Origin of the sequence: Spirosoma sordidisoli, from assembly GCF_004138325.1 — a bacterium.
Lineage (GTDB): Bacteria > Bacteroidota > Bacteroidia > Cytophagales > Spirosomataceae > Spirosoma > Spirosoma sordidisoli.
In genome coordinates, this window is the sequence record NZ_SBLB01000001.1 from 137,850 (window position 1) to 156,432 (window position 18,583).

General features: G+C 49.8%; 32 protein-coding genes. 10 read left to right on the plus strand and 22 right to left on the minus strand.

Translation table 11 applies throughout. The annotated features are described in order from the left end of the window. Window positions 1–42: 42 nt before the first annotated feature. The 22 genes from EQG79_RS00600 to EQG79_RS00705 all read right to left on the minus strand — a co-directional run bounded on the left by EQG79_RS00600 (window position 43) and on the right by EQG79_RS00705 (window position 14,014). Window positions 43–660 (minus strand): hypothetical protein, encoded by a 618-nt coding sequence (locus EQG79_RS00600; protein ID WP_129598852.1) that lies wholly within the window; start codon window positions 658–660, stop codon window positions 43–45. 17 nt (window positions 661–677) lie between these two features. Next, window positions 678–1,256 (minus strand): hypothetical protein, encoded by a 579-nt coding sequence (locus EQG79_RS00605; protein ID WP_129598855.1) that lies wholly within the window; start codon window positions 1,254–1,256, stop codon window positions 678–680. Between the two features lie 11 nt (window positions 1,257–1,267). Then, on the minus strand, window positions 1,268–1,945 hold the full coding sequence (locus EQG79_RS00610) for a hypothetical protein (RefSeq protein ID WP_129598858.1): 678 nt from the start codon (window positions 1,943–1,945) through the stop codon (window positions 1,268–1,270). A gap of 1 nt (window position 1,946) precedes the next feature. Beyond that, complete coding sequence (locus EQG79_RS00615; RefSeq protein WP_129598861.1) at window positions 1,947–2,405, minus strand: hypothetical protein; 459 nt, start codon at window positions 2,403–2,405, stop codon at window positions 1,947–1,949. Window positions 2,406–2,473: 68 nt separating this feature from the next. Beyond that, window positions 2,474–2,680 carry a hypothetical protein gene (locus tag EQG79_RS00620; protein WP_129598864.1) on the minus strand — a complete coding sequence of 69 codons (207 nt, stop codon included), beginning with the start codon at window positions 2,678–2,680 and terminating at the stop codon, window positions 2,474–2,476. A 13-nt stretch (window positions 2,681–2,693) separates the two neighbouring features. Continuing rightward, window positions 2,694–3,251, minus strand: a complete 558-nt coding sequence (locus tag EQG79_RS00625) for a hypothetical protein (protein WP_129598869.1) — start codon at window positions 3,249–3,251, stop codon at window positions 2,694–2,696. Window positions 3,252–3,254: 3 nt separating this feature from the next. Then, the gene (locus EQG79_RS00630; protein ID WP_129598876.1) at window positions 3,255–3,527 is read right to left on the minus strand and encodes a hypothetical protein; all 273 of its coding nucleotides are present in this window, start codon (window positions 3,525–3,527) and stop codon (window positions 3,255–3,257) included. Between the two features lies 1 nt (window position 3,528). Further along, window positions 3,529–6,045: a PspA/IM30 family protein gene (locus EQG79_RS00635; protein ID WP_129598881.1), complete on the minus strand. Its 2,517-nt coding sequence runs from the start codon at window positions 6,043–6,045 to the stop codon at window positions 3,529–3,531. Window positions 6,046–6,122: 77 nt separating this feature from the next. Beyond that, window positions 6,123–6,695, minus strand: coding sequence for a hypothetical protein (locus tag EQG79_RS00640; protein WP_129598886.1), 573 nt, complete (start codon window positions 6,693–6,695; stop codon window positions 6,123–6,125). Between the two features lie 66 nt (window positions 6,696–6,761). Then, complete coding sequence (locus EQG79_RS00645) at window positions 6,762–7,313, minus strand: hypothetical protein (protein WP_129598891.1); 552 nt, start codon at window positions 7,311–7,313, stop codon at window positions 6,762–6,764. Between the two features lie 21 nt (window positions 7,314–7,334). Continuing rightward, on the minus strand, window positions 7,335–7,613 hold the full coding sequence (locus tag EQG79_RS00650) for a hypothetical protein (RefSeq protein WP_129598896.1): 279 nt from the start codon (window positions 7,611–7,613) through the stop codon (window positions 7,335–7,337). After that, on the minus strand, window positions 7,606–7,911 hold the full coding sequence (locus EQG79_RS00655) for a hypothetical protein (RefSeq protein ID WP_129598901.1): 306 nt from the start codon (window positions 7,909–7,911) through the stop codon (window positions 7,606–7,608). The genes EQG79_RS00650 and EQG79_RS00655 overlap by 8 nt, the downstream gene beginning before the upstream one ends. Window positions 7,912–7,913: 2 nt before the next feature. Then, window positions 7,914–8,783, minus strand: coding sequence for a nucleoside triphosphate pyrophosphohydrolase family protein (locus EQG79_RS00660; RefSeq protein ID WP_129598906.1), 870 nt, complete (start codon window positions 8,781–8,783; stop codon window positions 7,914–7,916). A gap of 71 nt (window positions 8,784–8,854) precedes the next feature. Continuing rightward, window positions 8,855–9,307, minus strand: coding sequence for a hypothetical protein (locus EQG79_RS00665; protein WP_129598913.1), 453 nt, complete (start codon window positions 9,305–9,307; stop codon window positions 8,855–8,857). A gap of 61 nt (window positions 9,308–9,368) precedes the next feature. Continuing rightward, window positions 9,369–9,980, minus strand: a complete 612-nt coding sequence (locus EQG79_RS00670) for a hypothetical protein (protein WP_129598917.1) — start codon at window positions 9,978–9,980, stop codon at window positions 9,369–9,371. Between the two features lie 242 nt (window positions 9,981–10,222). Then, window positions 10,223–10,459, minus strand: a complete 237-nt coding sequence (locus EQG79_RS00675) for a hypothetical protein (RefSeq protein ID WP_129598920.1) — start codon at window positions 10,457–10,459, stop codon at window positions 10,223–10,225. Next, complete coding sequence (locus EQG79_RS00680) at window positions 10,456–10,818, minus strand: hypothetical protein (RefSeq protein ID WP_129598923.1); 363 nt, start codon at window positions 10,816–10,818, stop codon at window positions 10,456–10,458. The genes EQG79_RS00675 and EQG79_RS00680 overlap by 4 nt, the downstream gene beginning before the upstream one ends. Before the next feature lie 20 nt (window positions 10,819–10,838). Further along, on the minus strand, window positions 10,839–11,444 hold the full coding sequence (locus EQG79_RS00685; RefSeq protein ID WP_129598926.1) for a hypothetical protein: 606 nt from the start codon (window positions 11,442–11,444) through the stop codon (window positions 10,839–10,841). A 15-nt stretch (window positions 11,445–11,459) separates the two neighbouring features. Further along, window positions 11,460–11,984, minus strand: coding sequence for a hypothetical protein (locus tag EQG79_RS00690; RefSeq protein WP_129598929.1), 525 nt, complete (start codon window positions 11,982–11,984; stop codon window positions 11,460–11,462). Next, complete coding sequence (locus EQG79_RS00695; protein WP_129598932.1) at window positions 11,962–12,282, minus strand: hypothetical protein; 321 nt, start codon at window positions 12,280–12,282, stop codon at window positions 11,962–11,964. The genes EQG79_RS00690 and EQG79_RS00695 overlap by 23 nt, the downstream gene beginning before the upstream one ends. Before the next feature lie 446 nt (window positions 12,283–12,728). Further along, on the minus strand, window positions 12,729–12,947 hold the full coding sequence (locus tag EQG79_RS00700) for a hypothetical protein (RefSeq protein WP_129598935.1): 219 nt from the start codon (window positions 12,945–12,947) through the stop codon (window positions 12,729–12,731). A gap of 623 nt (window positions 12,948–13,570) precedes the next feature. After that, the gene (locus tag EQG79_RS00705) at window positions 13,571–14,014 is read right to left on the minus strand and encodes a GIY-YIG nuclease family protein (RefSeq protein ID WP_129598938.1); all 444 of its coding nucleotides are present in this window, start codon (window positions 14,012–14,014) and stop codon (window positions 13,571–13,573) included. Window positions 14,015–14,394: 380 nt separating this feature from the next. Here EQG79_RS00705 and EQG79_RS00710 point away from each other — a divergent pair, with 380 nt between their 5' ends. The 10 genes from EQG79_RS00710 to EQG79_RS00755 all read left to right on the plus strand — a co-directional run bounded on the left by EQG79_RS00710 (window position 14,395) and on the right by EQG79_RS00755 (window position 18,582). Beyond that, window positions 14,395–14,610: a hypothetical protein gene (locus EQG79_RS00710; protein WP_129598941.1), complete on the plus strand. Its 216-nt coding sequence runs from the start codon at window positions 14,395–14,397 to the stop codon at window positions 14,608–14,610. Between the two features lie 275 nt (window positions 14,611–14,885). Then, on the plus strand, window positions 14,886–15,281 hold the full coding sequence (locus EQG79_RS00715) for a hypothetical protein (RefSeq protein WP_129598944.1): 396 nt from the start codon (window positions 14,886–14,888) through the stop codon (window positions 15,279–15,281). 85 nt (window positions 15,282–15,366) lie between these two features. After that, on the plus strand, window positions 15,367–15,669 hold the full coding sequence (locus EQG79_RS00720) for a hypothetical protein (RefSeq protein WP_129598947.1): 303 nt from the start codon (window positions 15,367–15,369) through the stop codon (window positions 15,667–15,669). Window positions 15,670–15,768: 99 nt separating this feature from the next. Beyond that, entirely contained in the window at window positions 15,769–15,999 is a 231-nt protein-coding gene (locus tag EQG79_RS00725; protein ID WP_129598950.1) for a hypothetical protein, read from the plus strand. Beyond that, window positions 15,996–16,289: a hypothetical protein gene (locus EQG79_RS00730; protein ID WP_129598953.1), complete on the plus strand. Its 294-nt coding sequence runs from the start codon at window positions 15,996–15,998 to the stop codon at window positions 16,287–16,289. Before EQG79_RS00725 ends, EQG79_RS00730 begins: the two co-directional genes overlap by 4 nt. Window positions 16,290–16,459: 170 nt before the next feature. Further along, window positions 16,460–16,642, plus strand: coding sequence for a hypothetical protein (locus EQG79_RS00735; protein WP_129598956.1), 183 nt, complete (start codon window positions 16,460–16,462; stop codon window positions 16,640–16,642). A gap of 269 nt (window positions 16,643–16,911) precedes the next feature. Further along, on the plus strand, window positions 16,912–17,187 hold the full coding sequence (locus EQG79_RS00740; RefSeq protein WP_129598959.1) for a hypothetical protein: 276 nt from the start codon (window positions 16,912–16,914) through the stop codon (window positions 17,185–17,187). A gap of 565 nt (window positions 17,188–17,752) precedes the next feature. After that, a complete protein-coding gene (locus EQG79_RS00745; protein WP_129598963.1) occupies window positions 17,753–18,055 on the plus strand; it encodes a hypothetical protein in 303 nt (100 codons plus the stop codon). Further along, a complete protein-coding gene (locus EQG79_RS00750; RefSeq protein WP_129598965.1) occupies window positions 18,055–18,345 on the plus strand; it encodes a hypothetical protein in 291 nt (96 codons plus the stop codon). The genes EQG79_RS00745 and EQG79_RS00750 overlap by 1 nt, the downstream gene beginning before the upstream one ends. A 12-nt stretch (window positions 18,346–18,357) precedes the next feature. After that, entirely contained in the window at window positions 18,358–18,582 is a 225-nt protein-coding gene (locus EQG79_RS00755) for a hypothetical protein (protein ID WP_129598968.1), read from the plus strand. Window position 18,583: the final 1 nt, after the last annotated feature.

Consider the following 18,583-nt stretch of genomic DNA (forward strand, 5'->3'; position numbering starts at 1 on the left):
GAATAAGGATTTGTTTGCGGTTCACGGCGGTACTGTTTTGGGTTAGTAGAAAAAACGGTCGTTGGTCTGGTTACGAATAAAGCCGCTGGCCTGCCGTTCGGTACGGCGGGTCGCGGCTGTTTCGCGGTTGAGCTCGGCCCTGGTCTGGGCAATTAGTGTATCGGCGTTTTGCTGCACCCGGTAGCGGTCGTTGTAGCGGGGGTGAAGCGGGTGGCTTTCCAACAGTTTGCCTAACACAAACTCGTAGCAGGCGGCATAAGCCTCCCTATGGATCAGGGCTTGCCCCCGTTCATCCTTCAGCAAGCCAATGTAGCGAACGTAAAGGTCGCCGGCCGGGTAGTTGGGTAGTTGCAGCCCTACCGGCGTCCGTTTGAAAGCGAGTAACGCTTTGGGGTACATTTCGGTCGTGACTTCGTAGCCGGCCCATTGCTGCCCGTCCAGGCTCAAATCCTCGACCTTCAGCACGTAGCTGGGGGTGGTAAGCGTGTGTTGCGCCACGGGCATTTTTTCCGTGAACTCACTCGCGATCAGGTCATAGCCAATGTTTCGGAACACGGTGCGCATATGATCGTTGACCCGAAAGCGGAAGCGTTCGATGTTGGGGAAGTTGAACTCCTCCGTCAGATCAGACAGCAAATCATCCAGTACCCGCGTTTCCATGTTTTTAATATTCTATTTTAGATTTCCCAAGACACGATTATGCTACCGGTCTGCCCAGGGTTATAGTTCGGCTGAAACTCGGAAACCTTGTAGCGTTCTTTGCGTAAACGAGCTAACAGTTCAGTAGAAAATCCGTGCCTGGAGTCAAACTTTTTAATCAAGCAACCTTGTTTAGCCGCCTGTTGAATGCCGGCGAAAACTTCAGCAAATTCTTGATCGTCCTTTTCTTTCGCTACCCGAGCCCTTAATGCTATAGTTTTTGCCTGTTCGGCCGACAACACTATAGTACCATATCCTTTCTCGTTCTTCTCAATAAACGGACTTTCAATGGTTGACGAAGGCTCTATCGGAGTAAAAATTACGCCCGCATCTGCGTTTTTTTCCTTAGCACTATCTGCCGCGAAACAGGCAGCAATTTTACCCAATGCTCCCGTAACCAAGTTGGCATCTTCCCGACTGTCAAGCACAACATATAGCTCAACAGATTTCGCATTGTCCGGAAGTGGAACATTCTCAATACGATGCACCTGGTCGCTTGTAATATCTGAATACAGCCAGCCGTCGTGGCAGAATGATCTTATTTTTAGCTTACTCATCTTTAGTTGGGTTATGGTTGGTTTATGGGCGTTTCAGTGCCCTCATTCTTTTTGTCGGCTCGTTGCCAGGTCGCGACGTTACCACCGCGCAGGCGCATTTCGGCCCGTTCCTTGATCACGGCCCGGTTGTTCTCCCACTGCCACGGTCCTTCCCAGTACGCCGGATCATTGCGATCCAGCCCTTCCCACGGGTTTTCCATCGCCCCGGTAACGCTCAGCTCATCGACCGCCACCAGTTGCGTCGTGGTATACACGAATAAGCTGTTGCCCTCCACGCAATAAGTCGAGACGTTGTTGCGCCTGGACACAACGGGTAGCTGCCACCGCTGAGCGACCGGCACCAGCGAGGCTCCGCAGCACGACACATTGGTGATGTAGGGCGTGCCGTTCCACGATAAGAAGGTGGGGATCGGTGCAGAGCGAACATTGGTGTCGCAACTCGCGCACTCGTCTCCGGACAGGGTGACGGTACGGGTCGTTATACGCCACGGCGCGATCTGCTGACCCAGTTGCAGCGTCCGGGCATCGTCTTTCACCCGTAACGCTGTCTGTTGCGCGATCAGCTCGGGTTCGATCTGATAAATCGTGATATTGCTATCATCGACCGGACCACTGCCGTACAGCGCATTCAGCACCTCGTAGGCGCAGGCCCGCAGACTGTCCGGGTGTATAACGACCTCGTTTTCCATCTTACTTCGCGTTGTGCTCTATTAAGCCCTTTATAGCCGACTGGTATAGCTTGCCAAGAAGCTCTGCGTATTCCTTCTCCATAAAGGCATCATAGTTAGTCTTTCCGCTATGCCTTTTTTTGCTAATGAGAATCTGTCGCTGTTCGCCCCCTACGGTGAATGTCTGACCATTTACATAATCAGCCATGTTGATCAATCCAGGCGAAACAAATTCTTCATCGGCTTTCGCGTTACCCACAAAGCAGTTTTCTGGCCGAATCAGGTTTTCTCTCGCCAGAAGGCAACTCGTAGCGTACTGTTCAGACGACAAGTCCAGTTGCCGATGGTGATTTATATATTGCCGGGCTTTGGACAACTGACCCACACCGTTGATTTGTTGCGATCCCCAGTCCTGAAACGGATTGGGCTCACCGGATCTGACCGGGAACGCATACGTTTCCCATTGGCTTTTGCCCGACATTCGGGCCTTTGCATAAATTGTTGTTATGCCTTGATTCGCGGCAACGTCCTTGTCGAACGTTGCCGCACTTAAAAAGGTCGGATAACGACCTCGACCTGTTCCAGCTTGTCCAGATACTTCTCAGGGATTTCCCGGCTGGCGAGCGTCTTGGCATGATCCTCGTTAGTGGCCAGCACGTTTTTAGGATCAAGGATAATTTCGGTCTGCTTCCCGGCCTCTACATCTTTGGCACTGGGGTGAAACAAAATGGCAATTTGAAACAGTCGTTTTTTCATCTGTATTTGGGTTTTATAAAATTGCGTTCCAGAGTTGGTCCAGGGTAATCGTGCCGCCCTCCGCGATCATTTTCTGCAACCGGGCTTCGGCCTCCGATAGCTCTTTGGCCGTTTCGTTGATCAAGCCGCGCAGGTTCTTAGCGGCCGTAACCTGCTTGGGAAAGTCAGCGTGATCAGCCTTTTTCCACACCATCGAATCTTCCTGTTTCTGATACTGCGCCAGTTTGCGCTTTAAAAACGCGACGTTCGTAACGTCCGGAATGGACGGCAATTCCAGCAGCGCATTGGTCAGCTTCACAAAAGCATCGTCCTTGTACAAGCCGGTGGGGTACAGCGTCCGGCCCATGTTGTTGACATGGCCCTGGTTCATGGCGGTCATGTGCTCAATGACCTCTTTTTCCCGCAGCTCCAGGTCGCTTTGCTTGCTGTGCAGGGAGATCGGGTGAGCGAACCAGCACGCGTAATGCAGGGCCGCGTCGCCCCACAAGTTGACCAACGGCTTTATGTCCGGGTGATCCAGTACCGTGATCGGCCAGCCAAACCCTTTGTCCGGTGTATAGAAAACAAGCATTATCTATTTTTTCTGGTTGTTCCAGTACGCGAGCCGGCGCGTTCTGCATTCGGTATGCACATTCTCCCAGAACGTAGCCGGATCAACCGAACCCGTTTTAAGCTGCTCGATCAATTCGGCCAGCACCGTTTGCACAATCACCTCGGTATGACTGTGCCGGTACGGCATAACGGGCGGTACCAGTAACCGTTCCAATTCACGGATCTGGGCCGGGGCATTTGCCGGGGTGGGTGTATTGACAAGTCCCATGAATAGTTTTACTAAGGTTTTTACCATATTACTGGGACGACGATAACGCGGCCTGTTGCTCGGCTGACGCCTGCTCCATTTCTGCATCCATAACCTTATTTTCCCGGTCGGTGTTCGTCTTTATATCGGTCAGCGTCCCTTTGAAATCTTCTTTCTCCCGGTTATCCGCTACCCGCATCTGAGCGACGAGAATATCCTTCTCAATTTCCATGCGCAGTAGCTCTTTTTCGTGGTCGCGCTGGGCCTGTTTGTCGGCCAGTTGCATCTGAGCCAGTTGACCCTCTTGCTGGGCCTGTGCCGACGCCCGTTCGGCCACGGCCTCCCGTGCTTTGCGGTAATTGGCGTAGCCAACGGAAGGATTGGGCGAGAGAATGATCTGCATCAACGCTTCGGCGTCGTCCGAGCCGCCCGACTGCATGAGCAAGGTGACGAGTTGATCCAGGGCCTGCTTCGTATCGGAGAGTAACTGACCCGACTCTAACCGGATCGCGAAGTCCGCGCTGCGCAACTCGCGGGTGAGCTGGAGAATTTTCTGCTCGTTTTTGCTGATCACCATCAACGCCTGGTTATCGACGGCGTAATGGAATTTGGATACGTCGGCGCAGGTCTGTAGCAGCTCGTTCATGAACTGGCTGTGCTCCCAGTTGAAGTCGATATTGAGCTGCTTTTGATTCGCGATGTTGAGCTGCTGCTGCTTACCCGAGGAGTACGGGCTGGTCTGACCCTGAACATCGGGGCCGGCCCCGACCCGTATTTCGTAGCTGGTTTGCCAGTCGCGAAACATTTGCCACGCGACTTTGAGCTGTTCGCTGGCGTTGGAGAGCTCGATTGTTTTTAAATGCTGCAAGCCGGCCATGTTGCCCGGCTGGTACTTGGTGCTGTCGATCTTGACCACACCGGTCATTTTCGCATTGTAGCGGTAGGCCACCGCGTTTTTACCCTGCGTATCGTCAATGATCAGGGCTTTGTCATACCCCATGTCGGCCAGAAACATATCGACCCGCTGCATGAGTACGTTGCCACGGGCCGCGTCGTCCTCCCCGAGCCTGGCCATCGACTTCTCGTAGCTGATCCGGCCTACAACCGGCCAGTATATTTTGTCCCGCTCCTGGGTATCTTCATCAAAATCAGGTTGGTATTTGTACGGGCCGATGTCGATAAACGAGTCGTGGCCGATCCGTTTAAACGACCATAGCTGAGGCCGGGCGTATACTTTCACATTGGCCCGGCTTGGTAATTTGGTGCCGATTGGTGTAAAGTCGATGTCGTAGCCGATCCCACCGCTACGAGCCGTTTGCCAGCTCTTTAGCTCTCTGTCGGTCGCCGGGCTGCGGGTGCCATCGCGATCCACGCGCTCGACCATGAACCGCTTTTCCCGCAGCATGGTGAAAAAGTTGTGCTGCACCAGCATATTCACCAGCAGCTTGCCCGTCCCGCGCATGGGATAGAACAGGTTGCGCATCCAGTTCACCTCCGTACTGGTGTAGTCCCTGTTCTCGTCCAGGCAGTAATTGGTGGTGTCGGCTGATATGCCCCGGCTGGACCAGTAGGTGCCGTACGGGTCGTAGCCGATACGGGGCGCGTTGCGCTCGAACAGCTTTTCCACGTACCGCAACGCACCCTTCACCCCGGTGCCGGTCGCGAGCTGGCCGGTGCCGAACGTATTGATCAGTTCGGTCGGCGTCATGTACTCGTTGACCTGGATACCGAACACAGCGGGGTCGCTGAGCTGCTCGACGGGTTTACCCGCCATCCACCTTACTTCGGCCGGCGTAAGGGCCCTGGCGCACACCCGGCCGTTCTTGACTTCGGTGAACGCGAACTGGCCATTGACCCGGAACTTATGCTTTAACGATTTACGACCGATGTCCTGAAAGCTGCACCGGGCGTCAATGTCTTGCAACAGGTCGTAGACAATGCCTTGTACCTGCTCTTGCCCGGTGGCGAAACTCAGCCACTCGTCGGTGGTTTTGGGCAACTGGATGTTGGGGTCAATTACCGGCGCAACGTGGCCTTCCCCCTGGGCGTACATGGTCTGAAGCATGGATTGCATCGCCAGCTTCGCGCCTTTCTTCGCGTCGTCCAGAATAGACTTCTGGGCGAAATCGGTATTGATATTGCGGACGCCGAACTGAAACGGCTGGGCCAGGATCTGGCTGAGAATGGTTTTTTCCGCGCCGTGGAAGAAATGGTTGTCTTTCACCCCTAACGCCGGCTCCTCCCCGAACAGCTTCATCAACGGTTCGTAATCGCTGCGGTTCAGCTTTCCGGCCACGACGTCATAGAGTCTGGCGTGGTTCGGGTTATGATTGCCGTAGAGCGGGTGGGGGTTGAGCAGCATGTAGTCCGATACACGGCGCAGGAACTCAACCAGAAGCAGGGGGTTGGTGTTGAACTCGTCGTTCCAGACCAGGATTGGCTGGTCGAATAGCTGCTTCTGGCGGGCTTCGCTCGACGCCTGGTATTGCCACGGCAGTTGGTCATGCCGCGACACATAGGCGTTGTACGCGTTCTGGTGAGCTATCGGTACGTAGTTGGAAACCATTTGGGCCGCAGCTACCGATATAGGTAAACCTGCGGCCCAAAAATAAAACTATTGTTTAAATATGCAAAAAAACATATCTACAGCTTAACTTCCTTCATCTCGTCAAACCACTCTTTTGTCGGAAAGACAGCGTGTTGCATATCAAAGAAAAAGGCTGGGTTTCCCTGCGAGTTGCCATGTAGTTTTGCATCAATGCGAACCAAGACGCCCATCTGGCTTAAATCGGTTAACACTTCTACAACCAGATCATAATCCAATTCGGTGTTACGCATGATATGGTCGGGCTCAATTAAAAAGTACACATTTTCTTCGTGCACCGACTTGAGCATATTAGCTTTTTCAACCCCGGCCATGAACCTGAACACAGTTCGGCTGGCCTCGAACAGCACTACGGCAATTTCCCGAGTAAACTCCTTTACGCACGGGGCTGCGTATCTCGCTATCCGATCTTCCACTAGCATGGAGTCGTAGATGCGTTTGGGGCCGATTTTTTCCTGTTGCTCCTCAGACCATAAATAAGAAAATCCTATTTGGCATATCTCGTACGGACTTAGGGATTGTCTGGGTTCACGGTCGTTTGAGTGGTTGTGCATTTTAGGTGCCGGGGCTTCCGCTAAGCAACCTTCTGCGACGCGATTTGAATTGAACATAACTCAGGGGGGTTATTGGTTTATGATAATAAACTGTCTGTAATTGGGCCTTAAAACACTTTTAGTTTACACGATCTCGTTGCGGTCGTAATACGCAAACACCTCGGCCAACTGCGTTTCGTCTTTCACCGTGAACTCCCAATCGTCGGGGGCTACTTCTTTCTCGATCACGTTGATGTAAAACGTTTTCGGCGTGAAGGGTAACCGGACCCATTGCCGCGACGGTATTTTTTTTCCGTCCGCCAATATCGCACTGCCTGTATACGACCCTCCGTTTTGGGTTTGCCACACAATGGCGTCGAGGTAGTACGGCTTACCTTCTTTTCCGTTTTTGAACACCGCACCACACCGACTGTTCTGAAATATGCCCCCATCAACCTCGCCCCACTCATTGTCGTTTCCGGTAATAGGCAGCAGCGGCTTGAAGTTAGCGAGGTCATAAAACAGCTTACTCACCATTGGAGCTGAGCTGCCCGAGTGGCCCTGCTCGGCAAAAACCGCCATTAAGTCGAGCACGTTTTTTTTAAGGTGCTGGGTATACTCGTCTTTTTCTTCCTGATTGTCGGTTGCGATCAGGGCATCAAGCTCACGCTCGGCATGGGAAATGAGATTACTCATGGTTTTATTATTGTATTTGGGTTATTTGGTTGAATTTTCGGCTTGGTACTGGCCGCAGGCCGGCCAGTTGATCAGGTGATCGGTGGTAACAGAGCTGGATACGCCCCGTTTGGCACATTTGTAGTACCGTTTGCTGTACTCTACGTACCGGAGTAGCGCACAGGTCTTGCATTTCGCCCCTTCCGGCCCCGGCCCAAACACTTTTATGCATGGATTGCCGTGTTTGGTGCCCGAATGCCAGGCTGATCGGTTTGGTTTGGGCGTGGCGTCCGGTATTTCCTGCCCGAACAGATCAATCATGGACGTAACGGAGGAACTTTAACGCGTGGTAGCCAATAGATCGGGGGGTCGGGCTGTATTGGAACGTGATGTAACGCCGACAAAGCCGATTTTTAGACACGGTTTCCAGCGAGGCCCTTATTACACCGTCGTTCGTTTTGTGAACCGTAACGATCACGATTCCCAACAGATGGGTGTACTGATAGATGTGGTTGGACATAACCCACGCCACCATATTTTTTTCCTCAAACAGTAGCTGAGTAGAGCCGCTGGTCAGTGCATAGGAGGTGTCTTGATCCGGATCGAGCGTATAGGACATGGCTATGCGGAGGTTTCAGGTTTATCCAGTAGCTCGGGGCCGATGGTGGCCCGTCTGGCGATTACTTTTTGGTAGGATAGCTTGGCTAGATCCTCCAGGCTCATGCCCAGACAGGAGGCCGTGGCGTTGAGGTAGTAGAACACGTCGGCAAGTTCGACGTTGAATTTCGTCTCGGTAACCTCAAAGCGGAGTGCCTGGCTGTATCGGCTGTCACTGCGAACTTTTTTCTTGATCCGGTCAATTTCGGACGCGAACTCCACAAATAGAGCCTTATAGTGGGCAATGACTTGTTCAAAAGTCAATAGGTCGTCTATCTCACCGATCTGTGTGTTGTCAGCATATATCTCGGCTTCGGCCGCGACCTCCCCTACTTCACCCAGTAACCCGAGTAAGGCGACGGGCTGTATCCGGCCCTTGACATAGCCGATCTGGTGCTGAAGCGCGGTCAGCTTCGTTACGTAGTTTTGTGTCTCGACTTCCGCGCAATAGGTATTAATAAACGTGATCGGATCAACCCCTTCGTCGCTGGCCAGGTTGCCAATGACCAGAGCGCGGTTCGTTTCCTTTGTTAAATTGAGTTCATCTTCAATCAAATAAAACAAACCAACCTTAGCAATCTCCGCGCAATCAAACTCGCTGGTGTCCATGCTACCGGGTTCGCAGATGCAATACCAGAAGTCGATGTGGTTATGCCGGGTTTTGTTGTTGTACGGCTCAATCACTTTGTTATAATATTTGCTGGCGATTTTATGATCCAGTTCAGCTACGTAGTACAAATCGGTATCGTCATGGTAACCGGAACGAAACGGTTTGGAAACTTGGGTTGGCTGCATGTGGTCGATCACAGCCTGGGTACACAGGTATTGCTCCATTGTTTTAATAAGGATTTTTAGTTGCTTTATTGTTTGACTTTATTGATAAATCTGCCGGACAACGATGTTGCTTATGGCATCTGTTTATGTACGGCTAACCCTTCTTTGATCCAGTTGTTGGTGTCAACGCCAATAGACCGCAGGTAGTCAATGAGGCTGGCGTAAGGAAGCATTTCATCGCAGCCAATCTCGCCATCGTTCCAGATCGTTAAGAAAGGTTTGCTTTCATTTGGGTAGCAAAACAGAACATGGTCCCCTTCTTCAGCCTGCGTTATAACAAAGATGTCTCCAAAATGGGCCACCCACTCTTGGTTTGTTACGTCTGTTGGTAGCCGAAGGACGGGGCGCAGGTAATTTGGCGAAAACATACCGAAGCCGCCTGAAAAAAGCACCTCGGCTCTTGCCGATAAGCTAACCAAGATTCCACGCTGGCCGTGGTACGGGTTATAAATGCAATCTATCTGCACCTGTTTGTTGATGCACTGGCCCAGTTGCTGCGGGGTAAGTTGCCTGGTCTCGCTCATGTGGTTGTCGTTTTGGAAACAACCCGACCAGCACGGCCGGCCGGGTGTCCGAACCTTCCTCTTAACTTACTGATTCCGCAAAGTCTATTGCCATCTGTTTAGCGTCGTCCAAGGTCAGGGCGGTCCATTCGCCCCGGCCCCATTTAGGCGGAAAGGTGCAGAACGCCTGCCCCTGTTTACCGCGCAAGGCTTCGTTGCCGATGGTATCGGCATAGGTCCACGTTATTTTCGCCCCCGGATGGCCTGCTCCGTCGGTTTGCCCCAGCTCGCCCGATACTAACAGGTGCTCAGGCTCCGTATGAAAGTTTATGGCCCATTCCAAGAAGTCTACTTCATTCGCTGGGCTGTAGTTAGCCCCGTCTTTCTGAACTGTATAGCCTACTCCAAAGCCGTAATACGCCCGGTGTGACCAGCCGTACCACTTCTGCTCAGCCGGGTTGAAACCAATACAGGCGGTATTGCCGTCCGGGTCTTTTTTCTGGATCTGCTCGGTAATGCCTTTGTTGTACAGCCAGCGCACATCTTCGGTCAGGTTACCGAAGCACAGGTACGCACCGTCGAGCCGGGTGACGTACATATCAATAGGTTCCTGACCTTCGCCCGGACTCCACGGCTTTATCTCTGCAATTCGCTCAAGCCACTGCTCAAATGTTTCCTTTATTTCTGTTGTCATTTTGTTAGCCGTTTTGCGCCCGGTCGGCGTTGGTTTAAACTATTCGGCCCTCTGGCTCTACCCACACATTTGTAGGGTCACATGGCGGGGCAGTATCATACACTGTATCGTTGAGAAAATAGGTTACGCGTCCGGCAACATATTCACGTACACAGGCACAATCCTGACAGTTTTGAGCGGATTCGTATATGGTTTTTTTAATTGGGGTTCCGCCCCACTTGTGACGTTTTGCCATTTTACTGTTATCCGCAGTCTGTGAATAAGTATCGAAGGTCTTGGTCGGTCAACGGTGTTTTGTCTAGCACCATCCGCAACGTGTTGGCCATTGTACTCGCCTGCATGAACACTAAGCTGAGTTCCTGGCTTCGCTGTGCGTAGTTCGGCGTTGTTTTGGTAATTTTCAGCTTTTCCAGCAACGCCTGATTACTACGTTTAGTGGCTACCGTTATCAGCTTTTCGATCTCAGCTTTCTTTTTCATGCGTCGAAAAAGGATTCGATTGCTGAATCTGGAATGTCTATACCGGCTTCCTTTTTTAGATGCTCGGCAAATGCGCTGATCAGGTTCATATTTCGGTCGGTGCGGGCCATCAGCTCCTCGTCCGCTTCTTCACAACCAACAAGCATTCGTTCCCGTAACAGTTGCAAAGCCTCAATCGCTCTGTCTACCGTCCCTTGATCTGGAAAGGTGAGTGTAATGTATAATGGTAGCCTCATTGTGTCGTCAATCTCTGGAGAGAAACAGAATCCGCGCTCCCATTTTTCAAACGCATTTCTTCTAAAGCTGTCAGGGGCTACCACGACGTGAGAAATTGCGATAGGTATGATAATTTCGGCCATTGTATTGAAGTTTATAAATCTTAGACTTCTTTTTTCACTATTGTTCGGTTGAATGAGGCTAACGCTGCTTCTCGGCTCGGATAGTAGGCTCCGGTCCAGCTATTAGAATTTCTGGACATGTCGTAATCCCAGCCATATTCATAATTGGCTATCCGACCGCGTTTCTCGTGTTTGCACACGCTTTCATAGTTTAGGCGCAACTCGTATTTAAAGCAGGCGATTACAAAACTGACAGCCTGTATTGTCGCTACCAGTTCAGGTTCCGTAGGCGGTTCGTACCCCTGCCCCAGATGGTAATACCCAAGCCATATTTCGTGAGACGGCAGGCCGGAGTTAATTTCCTGTAAGCTGTCTGTGTCGGATTCAATCACCTCTACTTCAACATAGGCTTGGTAATTAAACAGGCTCGCCGTATTGTGTATGTGAGGGCCGAATATTTGGGCAAACTCCCAGCCTTGTATGGACACGTATCCATCCGAATCAGCCACGCTTTTGTAAACCTCTACTGGATGGTGGAATTTTTTGGGCAGGTATTGCTCTTTGCCAGCTTTCCAAACTTCATACCCAGCCTCGGTAAGTTTCACCCATATGGGATAGTTGAGGTTATAGGGAATTTTGGTTGTCATGGTTTTAATAAGGTTTTAAAAATATATGCGAATCTGTTTATCCAATCGGGACGGTGGCCATTTCTCAATGACCGACTGCGCGTATTTCTGATCTTTATTGATCAGGGATTTCAGCGATATGCCGGTGAAAGGGCCGAAGTTGATAATCGTTTCCATTGTCACGATACCAGTTTTGGGCAGCAGCTTACTGTCAAGTTTTTTCAAGCCGTCAACCGTTTCGCTGACAGCTACGGGCTCCGCTTTTATTTCAGCACTTTCCCGCTTTTTCTGATCACGGATCGCGACGCGTTTAGTCACGCTTTTTTTCTTGACCTCAATCATGTAACCCTGTATGTAATCGCGTACCAAATCACTTACTTTATAATAGGTCCAGGTTTTTAACAGGCGTTTCATCCACCATACATCACGATCTATTATATCCGCTACGGTCATACCGGCATAAGGCCCGAATAAAACAAGACTATTCATGTCTACTTCGACATTAATATCGTCTTTATTTGCCAGCGGCTTTAGTAAATTACTTGGGGTGAGTTTGCTCATCTTTTCCGTAGCTTACATATTGCTTGTTGACCTGATATTCTCCCTTCCCTTTTTTCAGCAGCAGGCCGTTTTTTACCAGATTTTTCATGTAGTTAAACTGGCTCGCTTCTTTAAGCCCGTATAACTGCTCAACGGCCAGCCGCTTTTGCTTCGTGTTGGTCCATAAACCATCGGTCCGGTTCATGGTAGCGAGGATATAACCAAATAGCTTGGCTTCGCCAATATGATCGCATTTTGTGATCCACGAACAAGTTCCTTCCAGGATGTTCATCTTTAGCCAGTATCGTATTTTGTGCATTGTGCTGCACGATTATGCTCCACAAATATAGAGTAATCATCTAAAAAAACATATTAATACAATATATTTTTAGATAATAAGGCGAGAAATAGCAAACTATGTTAGAGTATTACTCTACACTATTTTAGACTTTTTGGCAAACTATGTTAGAGTGGAATGTTGCTATATCAGGCAGTTAGCTCATTTTGGCCCATGCCCCGAACCCTATATATCGCCTATCTGTAACGTTTCATTTATACATGCCGCTTACGCGGACCTGCTACCCCAGTAGCTGCCCGTTTTTTGGCCGATTTACACAATTATCTTCCCGGTCTGGTGCTGGGACTACCACCACGCCCGGCCCCACACGCGGCCCCGTTTTGTCTACCCCCCCCTACCTAGTGGTGCGTGCATGGGTAAGGAATCCCTTATAAAAAATGGTATGCTGTGCGTACACTGTCTTTTTTTTATGAGGTGGTGAGGATCGATACAGGCAGGAACGCACGAGGGCTAAGCCAATAGGTATGGGGTCTGGGTCCATAGGCTACCAGCTCAGCGTATAGCAGTGATTTGATAGCAGTGGACAGGTCAGCGGGTTTCCCTCCTACGTGGTCGCGCATCTGCTTGCGTGTGAGTGTTGATAGTTTGGTGTCGGGGTCCAGTTTGGCAGCGAGTAAATACAGCATACGTAAACCGGACGCTGGCAACTGTAGTATTTTGGTCAGTGTATAATCGTCAGGCTGGTATATGGTTGCTAACCTGGTTTCTGACCCAGTGCCGAAAGGGTTCTTTTTAGAAAGTGAATATCCGTCAACATATCTCATGTTAGTCACAACCTGTCAGTAAGTAGCTGAGTTTGTTACGGGACGAATACGGAGGGACGAACGAGGTTGGGGTTGGTGGGAATGGGTGAGGGGGTGGATAGTTACCTGAGGCAATATCGGGGTTTACCTAATGGGTTACCTGAGGGCTAAACTAGGCTAGGGGTCTGGGCGTAGTATTGGGGTAAATCAGGGAACAATACGGGCGTAGCGTCAGGTAACTTGAGGGGTATATCAGGGAAAAGCATCGGCAGTTACCTAGGGATTAGTATCGTCAGGTAACTGAGGAAAAGTACAGGAGTTACACAGGCAGGTAGCCGGGGGTCAGTAGCAGGAAAACAGCACAGATAAAGCAGTAAAAATTTATCTGTTGATAGAGCACACGTCTGCGGATACCTCAACACCTGGTAGGCCAGGGCACCGGCCGACCGGTCGTATAGTTGTAGCCGTGGCTGGGACAAGGCAGGCCGTTCACTCAAATAGTCTCATTAGACCAGCGCAACCATTGGGCGACTATCCTTTTTCATTTGCTCAATGTGTTCTGCCTTGTTTGCTTCATACCTCAACATAAGGGCAGGAAGTACAGATTTTGGCTGCAACCTCAGAAATAGACGATTGTACAATTCAAACCCAGCCTGTTTAAACTTATGCATCCAAATAGCTTCATAGTACTTCAGCGTCTCCGGGTTGCACTCTTGAAGCATGGTGCATGTAAAAGATTCCTGTCCGTGCGTGTGGTAGTCACTTAGCATAAGATCAGAGAACAGTAACCCGCTTTTAGCCTGTGCCATGTGTGTGTAGAAGCGGTTCGACACGCAAGACGACGACCCAACATAAATACGCATAGTGCTTTTGCAGGTAAGCAGGTAAACCCCACAATCGGAAGGGTCTTGCAGGTAACTAGTGTAACCAGGATGATAAGTGCCGTACATGGTTTTAATAAGTTATTTATAATAAAACGCTATATACACTTGCAGGGTTCAATTGAATTAAGTACTTTAGTACTATGAAACCAATAACACCCTACCAATATGCCAAGCTTTGCGGAGTCTCAGCGCAGGCCATAAACCAGCGTATTCTACGAGGTACGCTACCCGTGATAAAGCACGAGAACCCGGACGGTTCAGTAAGCAACTATATAGATGCAGACGCGCACCCACCGGTAAAATTTGACAAGGGCAGAAAAAAAGTTGACCACCAAATCAACTGACATTCAGCAACTTATAAAATATGTAAAAATATTTTATAACAAACACTTGCATAGTTCAATTGTATATACGTACCTTTGTCACAGACATTTAAACAAAGGGATATGAAAACGCACAGAATCACCATCGAACTCGAAGAAAACAGCACGGATTACATTGAATACACGACGTGCGGACATTCAACAGCGGTTGTAATCGAATACAGTGTTGAACAGGCGTCGGACGATAATACGGACGTAACGGAGTTTGTTAAAAATGCGGTATTGCTGGATGGGTTTGAAACGGTCCTTATCGCGGATGGTGCTAATATCTGGGGATAATGAACAACGAGTTGCAACGCATAAAGCGACAATCAGAACAGGTATTGAAACTCGTCAGCATTCTAGTTATCACCCTGTTTATTTTGTGTCTGTTAACATGTTAAAAACCATATTTAAACCTTAAACAATTACCACTATGTCCGGCTTCATTTTTTTCTGCATTTTCATTAGTTCGCTTCTTGCTGTCGCTTCAAACGGTAAGAAAAACTAACCTGTTTTTTAGTCCTCACAGCGATCAAGTCAAAAACCTTATTAAAACCTTAAACTTTGCAATTATGAACACAGCACCCATGTATAAATTAGTTGCCGCGCTACATCTGACAGACGAGCAGATTAAAGCCTACGAAGAACTCCCAGACAACGGACCAAAAACCAAGCTAACCGCTGCACAAACCCAATTTATATCGCGCCTTTATTACGATAAAGTCGAAGTGAACGGTTTCCGCATGGGATGGGGTAAGGAGCTTTACGAAGTGGAGAAAAAAGAAGGTTGGCCCAGTGGCGGACGCGTCAGCGATGCTCAGGCAAAGCGCATGGTTTTAAACGCAGTTATCCACCTCAACAAGCGGAAAGAACTAACCGCTGAACAGGCTGCAATCGAATTTAAAGATGCGTTAGAATTGCGCCCAACGTGGCAGTATATATACGCAAAAGCTTATGAACGTGTGTAGCCGAAACGCCTACGGGCGTCTGCTTCAACTAGCTATTGAAGTACTGATGATGGCAAGCTAAAAACCTTATTAAAACTATATAGCCATGAAAACCATAATCGCACAAGTTCGGGTACGCAAACAAGACAGAAACGGCAACACATACCACGACGTTTCTTTAATCGACGTAGACACAGAAAAACAAATAGCTGACGTAGTGAAGCGATACGGCTACGGCGACCAGTACAAAACAACAACCTGTGAGCTGATAAAAAAGACACTGCCGGAAATAGCTGAAGCGGTCAAGCCATTTGAAACTGATCCCAAGACGTTAGACAATTGGCGGGTAGAAAGTGAGGTTAAACAGGCCGGCATCCTTAAAATTATCTACATAGTCAATCACTTCTAACAAAGTTGGGCCTCGGCCCTACTCTAACGCGCCAACGGTCATTCCTCAGTGTGACGAGCAAAAAGCGGAAGGGGACAACCAAAAAACCTTATAAAAACCATGAAACGCAATTTCACCCGCACAGTTACCGCTGTAACCAGCATACAGCAAAATTACCCCAACTTAATCAAATCGGTTAGCTGGATCGCCAGCATTACCCCTACCCAGGCCGCGCTGGTCATTTGGGCCACTAAGAACGGGATCAGTGCGCCCATCGGTTCAGATCGGGTCAAGCTGTTCGGGGATAACCGGACATTGGTTTCTCAGGCCGTCAGATACCGGAATGCATGAACGTTGTCCGGGCCTCCACCAAATTCGAGCCAGTGTTAACCGGGTATTTAGCACTGGTGCAACGTGACGAAACAGAGCGGGCCGGCCTAATCCGGCTCGCGGTACTGACCTACGGCTATCTGGTTCCGATGGGCACGACCTTCACCCTGGATTATCTGGGCGAACTAATCCGCCAATTCTACGACCAATCGGATGAGCGAAACCGCTTACTGGCGGATCTATGCACGATCAACGCGGACACGTACAAACCAATCCGCCGAACCTACGACGGCGGCTTTAATCAGATCTAATATGTACTCCCATACCCTAGCCACGTTGCGAGCCAGTATTTACAAACTGCTCGTGTCGTTCTGCGAGCTCGATTATGACCTGTTCGAGTTCGTAACGGTTGAAACGGTCGCCCTTTTTGAATCGTACAACTTTGATATACCCGTCGAATGGGTAACTAAAACCGAACGTTATGAGAATCCGGTATGTGTCGAAACAACAGGGACAAACCCTGAAGCTGTCAACGTTTCCGTCGTTTGCTAAAAACGATAAGTCCAGCCGGGCGATGGCCGGCCCTGCCTCCTTACTGGTTTCGTGTGGAGGCACGATCTACAACGTAAGTTCTAACCCAGACATTTACAACCAGGCGAAATAATGGCAAACATGCCCCACACACCAAGCAAAAACCGACGAACGGTTACTAAACGAATCGTTCGTTTTTTGGAGAAAGAATACGCTACCAATAAAGTCGTAAAACTTGACGACAACACAATTGGAACCGGGCACTTATTAGCAGCAAGGGCTACTTGTCTGGGCTTTTCAATTATGCACCTTCCGGGCTCGGATAACAGGGCTTACTGGTGTTTTTATACACAGCCACTGGAACGGTGCCGAGTTATTCATTAAACGAGCCCTAACGCAGACATGAAAGAACACTTTGAAAAACTATCAGCATCGTACTACCACGCCTTTTTTATCATTGTACCGACACAAACGGCGGTCGTGATTCACCGCGAGCCGGGAGCCTGGTTCGCGGTTGAATACGCAACGATTACCGATGCTATGCTAGACCGGAATCCACTGACCACGAACAACGTGGTAGAGCTGACCCCCGACAGTCTAACGGTTACCCTGGTTCACTTTGGCAAACCGTCAACAGCAGTCGTATTGCTGCGCGACCTAAAACGAGTCTATCAATGAGACGCGGCCGGACAGTTCTGGTACTGCTACTAAGTGTAGTGTTGCTCCTATGCGTAACGTTCGCGTACGGTTTTCACCGTCTGTTCATGAAGTATGTCGTGCCTTATTTACTCAATCTCTGATCATGAAGCAGCGATTCTCAGGACCATCGGCTGGTGAACAGGCCGACAAAATGGCCCGATACGGAAACAGCGATTGGCTATTGTACACGGACCGGTCGGGCGTCCGTATAGCGACCAGGCTAACAAAAGCAAACCTAAAAACCTGCTTATTGTGTATTGGCACAAAGGGTCGTTTTTCTCACATTTTAGCCGGTAACGCCCACCACATGCGTTTAGGCTGGCGTACAGGCATAAACCTTCTATCTCAACTCAATCATGGCTAAGAAACCAACACCCAAACAACAAGCTGCAAAGGAACTAATAGCCCAGGGCGCAACGATAAAGCCCTACAGCCGACAGGGCCATAAGGGATGGCAAGACACACCGCTTTTTCTGGCTGCGGCCGAGGACAAACAAACGAAGCTTTTTTGATTCTCTAACAAGGTTTATTACGTATTAAAAACATGGCTAAGAAAACAAAACAGCCGGTCCTGGTCGTAACAGGGCCGGCCTCAGCCGCTTTCGTTATTGAAGGCACAAAGGGGAAAGACGTCGAGACGTACGCCACGATCTACGCGGGCCGCGACGATCACCCTGCGGGTAAAACCAGGCAGAACATGCTGGATCACGCCTACAAAACGCTTGACCAATGGCGGTTCCTAAAGCCGGACATTGAGTTCGCGCTGATTTTGTCAAATCCTAACAATGATTATGACATGATGGACCTGGACCTGCGGGGGCGTGATACAGAAATCGTAACGGAATAATGGAGAACACGTATTATTCCCCAGCGGAGAAAACGCTGTTCTGGGTCGCTGGCTATACCGGCGATCTGAACACGATCCAGGTCAGCGAGCAGGTTAAGTACCTGGTTACCCACGGTACAACATTCGCGGAATATGCGAACGTGGATATGGGCGAGGTACGAACCGACGTAGTACGGGTATCGCGACGATACAAGAACATGCGGGTTTTCTGGACCGTTACCGAGACACCGCCCGCCGACGCCTTCGAGATTACCAATAACTGGACCATGTGGAACTGGCTAACCGATTAAACCTTACACACTATGAACAACATTGCACGGGAGATTGCGCTTACCCTGGCCATTTTATCAACATCGACGCAGCAACGCGCCCTGGTTCGTCGGGAGCTGAACGAAACCCCTAAACCGACCGAAGAACAAATTCAGGAAAAGCTCAATACGGCCAAAGGGTTGAAGAAGTTTTGTATCAATGGCAAAACGGTGTGGGCGCGTGACGAAAAGAACGCGATCCGTAAGGCTAAACGATGAA

Coding starts and splice junctions, on each gene's coding strand:
- EQG79_RS00730 (WP_129598953.1), top strand. CDS start 15,996: ATGAACGTTGTCCGGGCCTCCACCAAATTCGAGCCAGTGTTAACCGGG.
- EQG79_RS00690 (WP_129598929.1), bottom strand. CDS start 11,984: ATGAGCAAACTCACCCCAAGTAATTTACTAAAGCCGCTGGCAAATAAA.
- EQG79_RS00640 (WP_129598886.1), bottom strand. CDS start 6,695: ATGTTCAATTCAAATCGCGTCGCAGAAGGTTGCTTAGCGGAAGCCCCG.
- EQG79_RS00620 (WP_129598864.1), bottom strand. CDS start 2,680: ATGAAAAAACGACTGTTTCAAATTGCCATTTTGTTTCACCCCAGTGCC.
- EQG79_RS00650 (WP_129598896.1), bottom strand. CDS start 7,613: ATGATTGATCTGTTCGGGCAGGAAATACCGGACGCCACGCCCAAACCA.
- EQG79_RS00600 (WP_129598852.1), bottom strand. CDS start 660: ATGGAAACGCGGGTACTGGATGATTTGCTGTCTGATCTGACGGAGGAG.
- EQG79_RS00610 (WP_129598858.1), bottom strand. CDS start 1,945: ATGGAAAACGAGGTCGTTATACACCCGGACAGTCTGCGGGCCTGCGCC.
- EQG79_RS00675 (WP_129598920.1), bottom strand. CDS start 10,459: ATGAAAAAGAAAGCTGAGATCGAAAAGCTGATAACGGTAGCCACTAAA.
- EQG79_RS00740 (WP_129598959.1), top strand. CDS start 16,912: ATGAAAGAACACTTTGAAAAACTATCAGCATCGTACTACCACGCCTTT.
- EQG79_RS00670 (WP_129598917.1), bottom strand. CDS start 9,980: ATGACAACAGAAATAAAGGAAACATTTGAGCAGTGGCTTGAGCGAATT.
- EQG79_RS00715 (WP_129598944.1), top strand. CDS start 14,886: ATGAACACAGCACCCATGTATAAATTAGTTGCCGCGCTACATCTGACA.
- EQG79_RS00685 (WP_129598926.1), bottom strand. CDS start 11,444: ATGACAACCAAAATTCCCTATAACCTCAACTATCCCATATGGGTGAAA.
- EQG79_RS00710 (WP_129598941.1), top strand. CDS start 14,395: ATGAAAACGCACAGAATCACCATCGAACTCGAAGAAAACAGCACGGAT.
- EQG79_RS00605 (WP_129598855.1), bottom strand. CDS start 1,256: ATGAGTAAGCTAAAAATAAGATCATTCTGCCACGACGGCTGGCTGTAT.
- EQG79_RS00735 (WP_129598956.1), top strand. CDS start 16,460: ATGAGAATCCGGTATGTGTCGAAACAACAGGGACAAACCCTGAAGCTG.
- EQG79_RS00700 (WP_129598935.1), bottom strand. CDS start 12,947: ATGCTGTATTTACTCGCTGCCAAACTGGACCCCGACACCAAACTATCA.
- EQG79_RS00745 (WP_129598963.1), top strand. CDS start 17,753: ATGGCTAAGAAAACAAAACAGCCGGTCCTGGTCGTAACAGGGCCGGCC.
- EQG79_RS00705 (WP_129598938.1), bottom strand. CDS start 14,014: ATGTACGGCACTTATCATCCTGGTTACACTAGTTACCTGCAAGACCCT.
- EQG79_RS00625 (WP_129598869.1), bottom strand. CDS start 3,251: ATGCTTGTTTTCTATACACCGGACAAAGGGTTTGGCTGGCCGATCACG.
- EQG79_RS00680 (WP_129598923.1), bottom strand. CDS start 10,818: ATGGCCGAAATTATCATACCTATCGCAATTTCTCACGTCGTGGTAGCC.
- EQG79_RS00655 (WP_129598901.1), bottom strand. CDS start 7,911: ATGTCCTATACGCTCGATCCGGATCAAGACACCTCCTATGCACTGACC.
- EQG79_RS00725 (WP_129598950.1), top strand. CDS start 15,769: ATGAAACGCAATTTCACCCGCACAGTTACCGCTGTAACCAGCATACAG.
- EQG79_RS00635 (WP_129598881.1), bottom strand. CDS start 6,045: ATGGTTTCCAACTACGTACCGATAGCTCACCAGAACGCGTACAACGCC.
- EQG79_RS00630 (WP_129598876.1), bottom strand. CDS start 3,527: ATGGTAAAAACCTTAGTAAAACTATTCATGGGACTTGTCAATACACCC.
- EQG79_RS00660 (WP_129598906.1), bottom strand. CDS start 8,783: ATGGAGCAATACCTGTGTACCCAGGCTGTGATCGACCACATGCAGCCA.
- EQG79_RS00720 (WP_129598947.1), top strand. CDS start 15,367: ATGAAAACCATAATCGCACAAGTTCGGGTACGCAAACAAGACAGAAAC.
- EQG79_RS00750 (WP_129598965.1), top strand. CDS start 18,055: ATGGAGAACACGTATTATTCCCCAGCGGAGAAAACGCTGTTCTGGGTC.
- EQG79_RS00615 (WP_129598861.1), bottom strand. CDS start 2,405: ATGTCGGGCAAAAGCCAATGGGAAACGTATGCGTTCCCGGTCAGATCC.
- EQG79_RS00755 (WP_129598968.1), top strand. CDS start 18,358: ATGAACAACATTGCACGGGAGATTGCGCTTACCCTGGCCATTTTATCA.
- EQG79_RS00665 (WP_129598913.1), bottom strand. CDS start 9,307: ATGAGCGAGACCAGGCAACTTACCCCGCAGCAACTGGGCCAGTGCATC.
- EQG79_RS00695 (WP_129598932.1), bottom strand. CDS start 12,282: ATGCACAAAATACGATACTGGCTAAAGATGAACATCCTGGAAGGAACT.
- EQG79_RS00645 (WP_129598891.1), bottom strand. CDS start 7,313: ATGAGTAATCTCATTTCCCATGCCGAGCGTGAGCTTGATGCCCTGATC.